Annotated in this window: 12 protein-coding genes; 6 read left to right on the top strand and 6 right to left on the bottom strand. The window is 57.7% G+C overall.

The window, feature by feature from the left end; all coding sequences use genetic code 11:
• Positions 1-15 precede the first annotated feature (15 nt).
• The 3 genes from argJ to AB6729_RS05155 all read left to right on the top strand — a co-directional run bounded on the left by argJ (position 16) and on the right by AB6729_RS05155 (position 4,333).
• Positions 16-1,239, top strand: a complete 1,224-nt coding sequence (argJ, locus tag AB6729_RS05165; RefSeq protein ID WP_371080499.1) for a bifunctional glutamate N-acetyltransferase/amino-acid acetyltransferase ArgJ — start codon at positions 16-18, stop codon at positions 1,237-1,239.
• Between the two features lie 128 nt (positions 1,240-1,367).
• Positions 1,368-4,067 carry a pyruvate dehydrogenase (acetyl-transferring), homodimeric type gene (aceE, locus tag AB6729_RS05160; RefSeq protein WP_371080498.1) on the top strand — a complete coding sequence of 900 codons (2,700 nt, stop codon included), beginning with the start codon at positions 1,368-1,370 and terminating at the stop codon, positions 4,065-4,067.
• A gap of 8 nt (positions 4,068-4,075) precedes the next feature.
• Complete coding sequence (locus AB6729_RS05155; RefSeq protein ID WP_371080497.1) at positions 4,076-4,333, top strand: hypothetical protein; 258 nt, start codon at positions 4,076-4,078, stop codon at positions 4,331-4,333.
• 3 nt (positions 4,334-4,336) lie between these two features.
• Here the strand turns inward: AB6729_RS05155 and AB6729_RS05150 are convergent, their stop codons facing one another.
• The 4 genes from AB6729_RS05150 to metG all read right to left on the bottom strand — a co-directional run bounded on the left by AB6729_RS05150 (position 4,337) and on the right by metG (position 9,082).
• Positions 4,337-5,341: a polyprenyl synthetase family protein gene (locus tag AB6729_RS05150; RefSeq protein WP_371080496.1), complete on the bottom strand. Its 1,005-nt coding sequence runs from the start codon at positions 5,339-5,341 to the stop codon at positions 4,337-4,339.
• 112 nt (positions 5,342-5,453) lie between these two features.
• Entirely contained in the window at positions 5,454-5,954 is a 501-nt protein-coding gene (locus tag AB6729_RS05145; RefSeq protein WP_371080495.1) for a YajQ family cyclic di-GMP-binding protein, read from the bottom strand.
• 80 nt (positions 5,955-6,034) lie between these two features.
• A complete protein-coding gene (locus AB6729_RS05140; protein ID WP_371080494.1) occupies positions 6,035-6,934 on the bottom strand; it encodes a TatD family hydrolase in 900 nt (299 codons plus the stop codon).
• A gap of 12 nt (positions 6,935-6,946) precedes the next feature.
• Positions 6,947-9,082, bottom strand: a complete 2,136-nt coding sequence (gene metG, locus AB6729_RS05135; RefSeq protein ID WP_371080493.1) for a methionine--tRNA ligase — start codon at positions 9,080-9,082, stop codon at positions 6,947-6,949.
• Positions 9,083-9,174: 92 nt separating this feature from the next.
• Between metG and rfaD the strand changes: the two genes are divergently transcribed.
• The 3 genes from rfaD to AB6729_RS05120 are packed head-to-tail and all read left to right on the top strand — an operon-like array spanning position 9,175 to position 11,747.
• Positions 9,175-10,230 (top strand): ADP-glyceromanno-heptose 6-epimerase, encoded by a 1,056-nt coding sequence (rfaD, locus tag AB6729_RS05130; RefSeq protein WP_371080492.1) that lies wholly within the window; start codon positions 9,175-9,177, stop codon positions 10,228-10,230.
• Entirely contained in the window at positions 10,227-10,829 is a 603-nt protein-coding gene (locus AB6729_RS05125; protein WP_371080491.1) for an SIS domain-containing protein, read from the top strand. The genes rfaD and AB6729_RS05125 overlap by 4 nt, the downstream gene beginning before the upstream one ends.
• Before the next feature lie 12 nt (positions 10,830-10,841).
• Positions 10,842-11,747: an ROK family protein gene (locus AB6729_RS05120; RefSeq protein ID WP_371080490.1), complete on the top strand. Its 906-nt coding sequence runs from the start codon at positions 10,842-10,844 to the stop codon at positions 11,745-11,747.
• A gap of 92 nt (positions 11,748-11,839) precedes the next feature.
• On the opposite strand, the gene AB6729_RS05115 is transcribed toward AB6729_RS05120, so the two are convergent.
• Positions 11,840-12,277, bottom strand: a complete 438-nt coding sequence (locus tag AB6729_RS05115; protein WP_371080489.1) for a CYCXC family (seleno)protein — start codon at positions 12,275-12,277, stop codon at positions 11,840-11,842.
• Between the two features lie 281 nt (positions 12,278-12,558).
• Positions 12,559-13,011: a large conductance mechanosensitive channel protein MscL gene (gene mscL, locus AB6729_RS05110; RefSeq protein WP_371080488.1), complete on the bottom strand. Its 453-nt coding sequence runs from the start codon at positions 13,009-13,011 to the stop codon at positions 12,559-12,561.
• Between the last annotated feature and the right edge of the window lie 71 nt (positions 13,012-13,082).

The raw sequence follows: 13,082 nt of genomic DNA, 5'->3' as shown, positions 1-13,082 counted from the left end.
ATGGGGTGTAAGTAGTTGGCATCATTAAGAAAAGAATTGCCGCGCGGGTTCCGTTGGGCGGCTGTAAAGGCTGGTATTAAGGCCAGCGGTCGTACCGATGTGGCGGTGGCTGTGGCGGATCGTGTGGCTTCAGCCGCGGTCATGTTTACGGACAATCAGGTGGTGGCTGCGCCGGTAACGGTAGGGCGGAAACACATGGCCGCCACGCAGGGCCGGGTGAAGGTCGTGGTGGTCAACGCTGGCAATGCAAACTGTGCCACGGGAGCGCCGGGTATCGCCGTTGCGGAAGAGACCTGCCACAAGGCTGCGGAACTGTTCGGCTGTACAGCGGAGGAGGTTATCCCGTCCTCCACCGGCATCATTGGCGTGCCATTGCCAGTAGAAAAGCTGACGAAGGCGCTGCCGCTGGCTGCGGAACGCCTGGCGAACAGCAACAAAGCAGCGGAAGATTTTGCTACCGCGATTATGACGACCGACACCAAGATGAAGGTGTCGCAGGCGACGGTGGAAGCGGCGGAAACCTCTGTGCGCATTTTTGGATGCTGCAAAGGTGCTGGCATGATCGGGCCGCAGCTTGGACCACCGCACGCGACCATGTTGGTCTATCTGTTTACGGATCTTGCCGTGGACCCTGCGGTTCTGCGCGAGTTGCTGCAGGGCCGTGTGGAGGCCAGCTTCAACTCCATCAGCGTGGACGGCGATACGTCAACGAATGACACGGTGCTTCTACTGGCCAGTGGTGCCAGTGGTGTGAAGTGGAGCGATGCACCGCGCAGCTTTCAGGACGATTTCTGCGATGCGCTGCAGCAGGTATGCAATGAACTTGCGCACGCCATCATTGATGATGGCGAAGGTGTGACGCACGTCGTTACGCTGGAGATCAGCGGTACCGCAAACGACGCGGATGCAAAGACCATCGCCAAATCCATCGCGCATTCGCCACTCTGCAAGACAGCGTGGTCCAGCGCCGACCCGAACTGGGGACGCATTATTGCCGCAGCAGGCTATGCGGGCGTGCCGTTCTCGCCGGAAGAGACGACCGTCACCATCGGTGGCGTGAAGGTCTTTGACCGCGGTGTGCGCGCCGCTGGATATGACGAAGCTGTTGTCCACGAGAAGATGAAGCAGCGCGAATACACCATTGCCGTGAGTGTTGGCACCGGGCCGGGGCGTGCTCGTTTCCTTACGTGCGACCTCACGGTGGAGTACGTGCATATCAACGCGGATTATTCGACCTAAGCGACCGATTCGCTTTGCTTATACCTTTTCCTCTCCGCACTTATAATGGCTGTGGTTGAAATGTGTGTGCTGAGTCGTTTCAGCACGCGCATCTTCTGTCACGTATCGACACAGAATCTGGAGCAGCGATGGCGACCAATGTAGCAGTGCCCCCGGCAAGCGCCCTGAACGATCGGCAGCAGGAAATTGCAGAGTGGATTGAAGCGTTTGACGAGATGATCGTCGCTGAAGGCGCAGAACAGGGTGCGGAGTTGATGACGGCTCTGCGTCAGCGTGCGCGCGAGGCAGGCGTCACGGCGGGCATTGAACTGACCACGCCGTATAAGAACACCATTCCCAAGCATGACGAGATTCCGTATCCCGGCGACCGTGATATGGAACGCCGCGTGGAAGCGCTGATCCGTTGGAACGCCATGGCCATGGTCCACGGCCAGAACAAGAAGGACGCGGGCATTGGCGGTCACATCTCCACGTATTCGTCGGTAGCCACGCTGTTTGAAGTTGGGTTCAACCATTTCTTCCATGCGAAATACACTGCTGCAGACGGCACGGAACAGCCGGGTGACTTCGTTTATTTTCAGGGTCACGCTTCGCCGGGCGTTTACGCTCGTGCGTTCCTGGAAGGCCGTTTGAAGGAAGAGCATCTGCTTAACTTCCGCCATGAACTGCGTGATCATCCCGGCCTGTCGAGCTATCCGCATCCGTGGCTGATGAAGGATTTCTGGCAGTTCCCGACAGTGTCTATGGGCATTGGCCCACTGAATGCGATCTATCAGGCGCGCTTCATGAAGTACCTGGAGAACCGTAACCTGATTCCGCACACGGACCGCAAGGTGTGGGCTTTTGTTGGCGATGGTGAATCGGACGAAGTGGATACGCTTGGTGCGATTTCGCTTGCGACGCGTGAGAATCTGGACAACCTGATCTTCGTCGTCAATTGCAACCTGCAGCGCCTCGATGGTCCGGTGCGTGGCAACAAGCGCATCATCGACGAGTTGGAAGGCCACTTCCGCGGCTGCGGTTGGAACGTCATTAAGGTGGTCTGGGGAACCGACTGGGATGCGCTGTTTGAGCGCGACCACACGGGCCTGCTGCTGAAGCGTATGGAAGAGTGCGTCGATGGCGACTTCCAGGCGTACAAGGCGAAGGGCGGCGCGTATCTCCGCGAGCACTTCTTCGGCAAGTATCCGCAGCTGGTGGAACTGGTGAAGGATTACACCGACGAACAGCTTTCCAAGCTGCACCGCGGGGGCCACGATGCACAGAAGGTCTACAACGCCTACAAGCGCGCCGTGGAGCACAAGGGCGGACCGACGGTCATCCTTGCAAAAACGGTGAAGGGCTATGGTTTTGCCAGTACCGAAGGCCGCAACGCCGCGCACAATGAGAAGAAACTGACCGACGAGGGCGTGATCGCGTTCAAGCAGCGCTTTGATATTCCTGTGCCAGACGAGCAGGCTGCTGCGGGTAAACCGTGGAAGCCATCGGACGATGCGCCGGAGCTGAAGTATCTGCAGGAGCGTCGTGCGAATCTGGGCGGTTATGTGCCCACACGCGGATGGAAACCGTTCAGCTTTACGAACCCTGAAGTTGACTTCTATAAGGAGTGGCTGGGTGGGTCGAAGGGACGCGCTGTTTCCACCACGATGGTGTTCGTTGCTATCCTGCGTGCGTTGATGAAAGACAAGAACATCGGCCGTCTGGTTGTACCTATTGTTCCGGATGAGGGCCGTACCTTCGGTATGGAATCTGCTGTGAAGCAGGTGGGTATCTACGCCAGCGAAGGCCAGAAGTACACGCCACACGACAGCGATATGCTGCTGTCGTACCGCGAAGAAAAAGATGGCCAGATTCTGGAAGAGGGCATTACGGAAGCCGGCTCCATGGCCAGCTTTACGGCTGCCGGAACGGCCTATGCCAACTACGGCGTGCCGTCGATCCCGTTCTACATGTACTACTCCATGTTTGGCTTCCAGCGCATTGGCGACATGGCGTGGGCGTTTGCGGATTCGCGCGGCAAGGGCTTTCTGATGGGTGGCACCGCGGGACGTACGACGATGCTGGGCGAAGGGTTGCAGCACCAGGACGGCCACTCGCACGTGATCAGCAGCACGATTCCAACCTGCCTCAGCTACGACCCGGCCTATGCCTACGAAATGGCGGTGATTCTACAGGACGGCATGAAGCGCATGTACGTGGACGACGAACAGATTTTCTACTACGTCACCATGTACAACGAGGACTATGTTCATCCGGAAATGCCGCAGGGCGACAACGTTCGTGCGGGCATTCTGAAGGGACTGTATCGCTTCAAGTCCGCTCTCAAGGGTAAGGCGACGGTGCAGCTCTTCGGTTCGGGCACCATTCTTAATGAAGTGCTGAAGGCGCAGGAGATTCTCTCCAGCAAGTTCGGCATTGAAGCCGATGTGTGGAGCGTGCCGAGCTACACCGAGGTTCGTCGTGACGCGCTTGCCATTGAGCGTTGGAACCGCCTGCATCCGTTTGAAGCGGAGAAGACGCCGTATCTTCTGGAAGCTCTTGGCGATGCACCGGGACCGGTCATTGCAGCCAGCGATTGGATGAAGGTGATGCCGGATGCGCTGTCGCCGTGGCTGGGCAAGCGCCTAGTCACGCTGGGCACAGACGGCTTCGGACGCAGCGATAATCGTGAACATCTGCGCGAGTTTTTTGAGGTGGATGCCAAGGCGATCGTCGCCGCAACTATCTCGAAGCTGGTGCGTGATGGTGCGTTGAAGGCCAAGGATGCGAAGAAGGCGTTCACGGAGATCGGTGTCAACACGGAAGCGCCGGAACCTTCGAAACAGTAAGCCCATACGTGAAGATAACGAGAGCGCCGATACCATTCGGCGCTCTCTTCTTTCGCGCATCGACTGCGGGATGTCAGGAGTTCACTATCGCCATGGAGTGGGATATCGACAAGCTCGGAGAATTCCTGGAGAAGAAGGCTCAGGAAGGCGTTGCCATCGAACGCAAGATCTATGAGTGGAAGCTTGCGGAGCAGAAGGTAAAAGTTGCTCACGAGAATTCTGCGAATGAATCTATGGAATCCGAGCCGATTGCAAAGGCTGGCTAAGGTCTAGCGGTCGCGGTCGGTGACGTAGCCGGGAACCCACTGCAATGCGCGTAACGCCTTGGCAGCTTCTGTGTTGGCGGCGGGTAGATCGACGATGGACTGGCGTGCCGCTTCCGCGTAGGCGCGGGCTGCATCCATGGCGTATTCCAGCGATCCGTGATGCGTCAGGATTTCCAGGATGGTGGCGTGCTTGACTCGGCTGAAGTTGCGATCGGCCAGTACGGTGCGGATGGCTTCGCGTTCGGCGCCTGTGCCGCGTTCCAGCGCGTGAATCACGGCGAGTGTCGCCTTGCCTTCGCGCAGGTCGCTGGCGGCAGGCTTGCCGATGGTGGCTTCTTCGCCGGTAATGTCGAGAACGTCATCGACAATCTGGAATGCGAGGCCGAGGTTGCGGCCGTATTCGCCAAGCTGCTGCTCGACCTCATCGCTGGCCCCAGCGAGGGCTGCACCAAGCTGCATGCTCACCTTGAAGAGCATGGCAGTCTTGCGGAAGATCAGATCGAAGTACTCTTCCTCGTTGATGAGGTGGCCCAGCTTTTGAATCTGGAGCAGTTCGCCTTCCACCATCTGCTGCGTCAGGCCGATGAGCAGGTCCAGCACGTGAAAGTTGCGTTCGTCCAGAGCGGTCTGGAACGACTGCATGTACAGCCAATCGCCTGCGAGGACGCATTTACTTTCGCCCCACACAGTGTTGGTGCTGGCCTTGCCGCGGCGTGTCTTCGCTTCGTCAATGATGTCGTCATGGACCAGCGTGGCGGTGTGCAGCATCTCCACCACGGCACCCATGCGGATGCGGCTTTCGCCCTGGAAGCCAAGCGCCTTGGCTGCAAGCAACAGCAGCAGTGGACGGATGCGTTTGCCGCCGCCTGCCAGCAGGTATTCTGCAATGTCCTGAATGACGGCCACTTCGGACTGCGACTGCTTGCCGAACTCGCGCTCTACGGCGGCAAGATCGTCACGTACAAGGTCGAAGACCTGTTTCGCAGTCGCACTGGGGAGAAGGCTCACGCTTTTCAAACTGTAACAGTTCTTTGACGCAAAAGCAGTGCAGTGGGACGCAGGAAAGAGAAACCCCATTCACGACTATTTTCATGAACGGGGTGTTGACTTTTAAGAAGGTTTAGTTGGAGCGGTAGTTGGTGAACTGTAGGTCCACGCCAAAGTCTTTGCCCTTGAGCAGGGCGATGATCTGCTGCAGAACATCGCGGTCCTTGCTGGTGACGCGAACGGTATCGCCCTGGATGGAGGCCTGCGCTTTCAGCTTGCTGTCCTTCACGGCGGCGGTGATTTTCATGGCTGCATCGCCCGTGATGCCTTGCTTCAGCTTGATCTTCTGGCGGACAGAGGAATTGGAGGCGGGCTCAATCTTCTCGTATTCCAGGTTCTTGAGCGAGACGCCGCGCTTGACAAGTTTTTGCTGCAGGATGTCCGTGACAGCCTTCAGGGTGTACTCGTCCTGCGATGCCAGTTGGATGGCGTCGTTGCCCTCCAGTGACATGGTGGACTTCGAATTCTTCAGGTCGAAGCGCGCGTTGACTTCCTTGCTGGCCTGGTCAATCGCGTTTTTTACTTCCTGTACTTCCACTTTGCTGACGACGTCAAAACTGTTATCGGCTGCCATTGTTCGTTCTCCTTGCCAGTACTGCAATCCTGCACATGCTGATGATTTAGAGCGGCAGAAAGATGCCGCACGTTGCCGGGCTATTCTACGCGGAAGAGGCGACGGAAGTTTGCGGTGGTCTCTTCCGCAAGCTGTTCCAGCGGGATCTTGCGCAAGTCGGCGACAAACTCCGCCGTCACGCGCGTGCGTCCGGGTTCGTTGCGTTCGCCGCGATAGGGGATCGGCGCCAGGAAAGGCGCATCTGTTTCCACCAGGTAGCGATCGGCGGGGACCAGCTCTGCCGCTTCGCGGATGGAAGGGAAGCGCGCATAGGTTACGTTGCCCGCGAACGAGAGATAGAAGCCAAGATCGAGTGCGCGTCGTGCTTCGTCCGCTGTTCCGGAGAAGCAGTGCATGACGCCAATGCCGCCCTTGTTCGCGAAGTTTTCTGCGATCAGGCGAAGCAGGTCGTCCTGCGCGTCGGCAGTGCCAAAGCGCTCTTTTGCCTGCGGTGTGGCCAGTTCGCTGGTGCGGCAGTGGATCAGGATGGGTTTCTTCGCCGCGAGTGCAATCTCCATCTGCGCCAGAAATGCCTGCTGCTGCACGTCGATATCGGGGTTTTCAATGTGGTAATAGTCCAGCCCGATTTCACCAATGGCGACAACGTTTTCATCCGTTGCCAGCGTGCGCAGTTTGCTTAGCGCGGCGTCATTTGCGTGATGCGCTTCCTGCGGATGAATGCCTGCTGACGCGACGATGCGTGGAACAGCGGAACTGTGCTTGTACTTCACGGCAAGATCGCGCGCACGATGCATCGTCTCCGGGCCATCGCCAATGCCCACAGACAGGATGGTGCGTACGTCTGCTTCCAATGAGCGCGCCAGTACCGCGTTGAGATCATCGGCGTAGGTGGGGAAGTCGAGATGTGCGTGTGAATCGACGATATGCATATGAGTGCAGCGAGTCAGCAGGTCAGCGAGTGAGCAAGTCAGCTTGCTCACTCGCTGCTGTGACTAGCGGAGGCGTGCTCCGATTTCAATGTCTTCGATGAAGCTGGCGAGTGCGGGTGTGCCGTCGCCGATAGAAGCAGCAACGACCATGCCCTGCGATTCGTAGCCACGCAGCTTGCGCGGCGCAAGATTTGCCACGATGACCACCTTGCGTCCGATCAACTTTTCCGGCTCGTAATACTGCGCGATGCCTGCAAGGATCTGGCGCTTCTCGTAGCCAAGGTCTACTTCAAGGCGAAGCAGCTTGTCGGCCTTGGGGACACGCTCAGCTACGAGGATCTGCGCGACACGAAGGTCGACCTTGGCGAAGTCGTCGATGGTGATCTCGGGGGTATCAGGCTTTACGGGAGTGGCTGCGGCTGCGGGGGAAGTGGTTGCATCGCTTACGGGTGTCAGCTTCTGTTCGCCTTCAGCGAGATTTTGTGGTGCGTTGGCATCGGTCGTAACGGGTTTCTGTTCTGCGTCGTTCATGCGGGTAATCAGTTCCTTTTCTGCGCGCGGGAAGATGGGCGCGAGTGTTCCAAGCTTTGTGTTTGCGGCGAATCCGCCCTGTGTCAGGTCGCGCAGTTCGCCGGTTTCGGCGGCGCGTTCAATGGAGCCAAGTCCAAGCTGCTCCCACACGCGCGCGGTGACATACGGCAGCACAGGATGCAGCAGCGCCGTCATGATGCGGATGCTCTTCGCAGCCGTACGCAGCACAGTGGCAAGGCGTTCGCGCTGCGCGGGATCCTTTGCCAGTTTCCACGGCGCATTCGCAGTCAGGTAACCGTCCGTGGCTGCAATCAATGCAGAGGTGGACTGCACGGCGGCGGTGAAGTCCTGGGTTTCCAGACCACGTCCGACAGCTTCGATCGCAGCTGTGATGTCCGCGGTGAGTTCTGTAGTCAGAGCGGCATCCGGGATTACGCCATCGAAGTTCTGCACGATCATGCTGAGCGTACGGCTGACGAGGTTGCCATAGCCGTTGGCAAGATCGCTGTTGTAACGAGCAACGAGAGCATCGAACGAGAACGAGCCATCCTGACCGAACGAGATTTCGCGCAGCAGGAAGTAGCGCAATACATCCGCGCCGAACAGGTCCTGTTCTTTCTTATCCAGCTCGGGCTTCAGCGAGCCGAAGGCATCAAGAATGGTTTCAGAGCGCACAATGTTGCCGCGGCTCTTGCTCATCTTGCTCTCTTCAAAGAGAAGCCATCCGTGCGCAACGATCTTCTTCGGCAGCGGCAGAGCTGCGGCCAGCAGGAACGCGGGCCAGTAGACGCAGTGGAAGCGAACAATCTCCTTGCCGACAAAGTGCAGATCGGCAGGCCAGTAGCGCGCAAACATCTCCACGCCTTCTTCGCTTTCATCGCCGTATCCCACCGCGGTCATGTAGTTGGCCAGCGCATCCAGCCACACGTAGATGACATGCTTTTGTGTCGTAGTGTTGGCAGCAGGCGAGGGAACAGGAATGCCCCAGTCAAAGCTGGTGCGCGAGACGCTAAGGTCCTTCACCGCCCCGGGGACGTAGGGGATGCCGGTATCGCTGAGCAGTGTTTCTACGCCGGAGTTCACCGGGCCACGCAGGAAGCTGAGAACTTCGTTCTTGCGCGCTTCTGGCGTGATGGTGAGCTGATTCGATTCGATGAGATCAATCAGCGGCTTCTGATAGGTCGACAGCCGGAAGAAGAAGTTTTCTTCCGTCACCTCTTCCGTCACACGACCGCACTCCGGGCAATGATCGCCGATGGGGACATCCACAAAGGCTTCGTCGGAAACGCAGTACGCACCGGTGTAGCGATCGAGATAAATCGCACCCTTCTCATACAGAACGCGGAACAGCTTCTGTACGCCGAGCTTGTGCTTCTCGTCGGTGGTGCGGATGTATTGGTCGTAACTGATGCCCATGCGCTGCCACAGCGTGCGGAAGGTGGCGGAAACCTCATCCGTGAACTGTTGCGGCGGAACGCCTGCGGACGCGGCGCTGCGACCAATCTTCTGGCCGTGTTCGTCCGTTCCTGTCAGGAAGTAGGTGTCGGCGCCATCGATTCGTTTACGGCGTGCCAGCGTGTCTGCGGCAATGGTCGTATACGCATGGCCAATGTGCGGCCGGGCGTTGACGTAATAAATCGGAGTCGTGAGATAGAACTTATTGGGCATCGCGCTAACGTTCAGTTTATCAGCGCCATTTGGAGGCTTCTGTGCAAGGCTGCATAGGCCGTCGATAAGTTTCGATGAAAAGCAGATATTACGTGTACTTCGCAGCCATTGCGCATGGTATCGGCACGTCTACAATCATCCTCATGGGAAAGATGACCGTGGTTACCGGCGCAGCCGGATTCATCGGACGCAACACAGTGGCAGAGTTGAACCGGCGGGGAAAGACCGATCTATTGCTGGTGGATGACCTGGGAACAGGTGAAAAGTGGCAGAACCTGAATGGCCTGCGGTACGAAGACCTCATCCCGGTCGATGAGTTTCTGGATCGCATTCAGGGTGTGGGCGCGGAGGAACTGCCGGAGATTGACGGCATTGTGCATCTGGGCGCATGTTCCGCCACCACCGAGAAGGATGCAGACTATCTGCTGACCAACAACTACGGCTACACGCGCACCCTGTGCCAGTGGGCGCAGCAGCATGGCGCACGATTTGTCTATGCCTCATCCGCTGCCACCTATGGAGATGGTTCGCTTGGCTATGACGATGATGACAGCGTAACGCCGAAGCTGGAGCCGTTGAACATGTACGGCTATTCCAAACACATGTTTGACCTGTGGGCTTTAAAGAATGGCTTCTTTGCTGACGGTCATCCCATTGCCGGTGTGAAGTACTTCAATGTGTACGGCCCGTATGAAGATCACAAGGACGATATGCGTTCCGTGGTGCACAAGAGCTTCGGCCAGATTCATGACGGTGACGGCAAGGTGAAGTTGTTCAAGAGCCATCGTCCGGAGTACAAGGACGGCGAGCAGATGCGGGACTTCGTGTATGTGAAGGACGCTGTCGATGTCACGCTGTGGCTGCTGGAGAACCCGCAGATTGCCGGTGTTTTCAATTGTGGCACCGGTATCTCGCGCACATGGAACGACCTGGTCACGGCGGTGTATTCGGCGGGCGGGAAGCAGCCAAACATTGAATATGTCGACATGCCGGAAACCCTGCGCGAGAAGTATCAGTATTACACCGAAGCCAAGCCGGACAAGCTGCGCGCCGCAGGTTATACCAAACCATTTACAACGCTGGAAGATGGCATTCACGATTACGTGAAGAGCTATCTGCAGCCCCGTGCGGAGAGGTTGAAGGGATGAAGGAATTGAGCATCTTTCAAAACAACGTAGCTGAGTCCAAGGTCGTGTTGGACGCGATTCTGGAGCTTGAGCCACAGGTGGAAGCAGCGGCAAACGTACTTGCCGACGCGCTGCTGCGCGGTAACAAGCTGCTGGCCTGTGGCAACGGCGGGTCGGCTGCGGATGCATCGCATCTCACCACGGAGTTTGTGGTTCGCTTCCACAAGGACCGCCGTCCTTATCCCGCCATCAGCCTCACTGCAAACGGTGGCGATCTGACGGCCTGCGGTAACGATTACAGCTTTGATGATGTGTTTTCGCGGCAGGTACGCGCCTTCGGGTTGAAGGGCGACGTTCTGTTTGCCTACACTACCAGCGGCAACAGCGAGAATGTACTGCGTGCGCTGAACACGGCGCGACAGTATGGTGTTGCCACGGTTGCCTTTCTTGGACGCGACGGTGGAGCGTGTGCGGGCATTGCAGATGTGGAGCTGATTGTGCGTCACAACGTGACGGCACGCATTCAGGAAGCACACAAGCTGCTGTTGCACACTATCTGCGAGCTGGTGGAGCTTCGGCTTCTTGCTGCCGCAGAGGCAGGGGAGCAGCCGCTAACTTAAGCGGAACGGGCGATGAGCATGCGTATTGGAGTTGACCTTGGCGGCACAAAGATTGAAGGCCGCGCTTTTGATAACAACGGACAAGAACTGGATCGCCTTCGCGTTCCCACACCGCGTGAAGACTACGACGGCACAGTTGCCACGATTATCGAGGTAGCGCGGTCGTTGGAGACGCGTCTCGGTCAGCAGGGAACGCTGGGCGTTGGCATCCCCGGATCGGTGGTGAAATCCACCGGACTGGTAAAGAATGCGAACTCCACGTGGCTGAATGGTCGCCCCCTGGAGAAGGATCTTTCCAAGACATGGGGCCGCGAAGTTCGCTGCGCCAACGATGCCAACTGTCTCGCCGTTTCAGAAGCAGTGGATGGAGCGGGCGCGGGATACAACGTTGTCTTCGGCGTCATCCTTGGCACTGGATGCGGTGGTGGTGTTGCCATTGCCGGCAGGGTACACAACGGTCCGAACGGCATTGGTGGCGAGTGGGGACATAACTCGTTGCCCATGCAGCGTGAAGGCGAATGGCCCGGCCCGGAGTGCTACTGCGGTCAGCGCGGATGCATGGAGACATGGGTCGCCGGATCAGGACTGGAACGCGACTTTCTTGCGGTTACTGGCAAGGCGCTGCGCGGACCTGAGATCGTGAAGCTGAGCGAGAGCGGCGATCCCGAGGCTGAAGCCGCACTGCAACGCCTGGAAGACCGTCTTGCACGCGGTCTGTCCAACGTCTGCAATCTGCTGGATCCGGATGCAATTGTCTTCGGTGGTGGTCTGTCGCAGCTTGATCGGTTGTATACGAATGTGCCGCCGCTCATCGCGAAGTACACCTTTGGCAAGGGGTTTGATACCCCGCTGCGGAAGGCTGTGCACGGCGACGCCAGTGGTGTGCGTGGCGCCGCGTGGCTGTGGCCGCAGGAATAGGAGTTGTTACCTCGTTGCTAACGTTGCTCTCGTTGTTCTTGTCTTAAACATCGCGAGAGCAACGTGAGAAACGAGGTAACGAGAGCAACGACCTACAGGCTGATGTGTTCCAGATCCAGATTCATCCAGTCGCCCTTTTCAATGGCGGCGCGAATCTGTGCGGGCGACTTGTGCAGCTTGGTCTGCTGGTAGGCGAAGGCAGCTTCTTTCATGCAGGTGGAGCATTCGGCTCCGTGCAGGCCTTCAAAGCAGGAGTGCAGGCTGTTGTGACCCATGCCCTGGTCGCAACGGCAGTAGCAGGGCATCTGGTGCAGCACCGGCGAAACCTTCGCGGCCATCTTGTATACCGTTACCTGGTACGGATGCGAGAAATACACGCCCGTTAGTTGCGCGTCATGCAGGATCGGCGGCAGGGGCTTGGTCGGCGCGGAGGTGTTGTAGGCCGGAATGTCCTTCGAGGGATTCGACCACTGCGCACAGGCGGCTACGGTGAGGACGGCAACGGCAACAAGAGCAATCACGCGCTTCATGCATACGATCATAGCGCGGTCTGCTTTCATGCGTTTTTTCAAAGCGAAGGAGCCGCATCTGCGGCCCCTTTTGCCTTACTTTCGACCGGGATGTTCTTCCCGATCAAATGCAACGATCGCTGGCGTAACCACCATGGCGAGAAAGACGAGTGCAATGAGAAAGTCGTGCATGCTGTCTCCTGTTTCAAATATCAGCATGGGACATAGCATCGTTCTGGTCATGGCTGTTCGCAGCAGTCACTAATAACTGCATTGGTTCGCCAGTTTCATAACCGGAAGGCTTACACCGGCTGCGTGCAGAACTTGCAGCGCGTGGCTTCCAGAGGGATATCTGAGAGGCACTGTGGGCAAGCCTTGGTGGTTGGTGCGGCAGCTTCTGCGGGTTTATTAAACCTTTCCATCACGTACTTCATTGGCATCACGATCATGAAGTAGATGGCAGCTGCGTTGATCAGAAAATTGATGACGGCATTCAGGAATTTGCCAATGTGAAGTTCGCCCGGCGGAATGTAGCCCGCAGGCAGTGGGCTGGGCGGTACGACGTGGCGCAGCGTGGGAACGTGGACAACCAGGTTGGAGAAGTCCGGTGCGCCAACAATGGCAGCAATGAACGGAGTGATGATGTCTGCCGTTACCGATGCGGTGATGGCAGCAAAGGCCGCACCGATGATGACAGCGACTGCCAGATCGACAACGTTGCCGCGCAGGATGAAATCGCGAAAGCCCTTCAGCATGTGGAGTGTTTCCCCCTTACTTTGTGGGGACAGCATACATGCCGGATCGAATTTATGGCAGCACGAAGCTT

Source organism: Terriglobus sp. RCC_193, from assembly GCF_041355105.1.
GTDB lineage: Bacteria > Acidobacteriota > Terriglobia > Terriglobales > Acidobacteriaceae > Terriglobus.
This window is presented reverse-complemented; position numbering and strand designations above follow the sequence as displayed.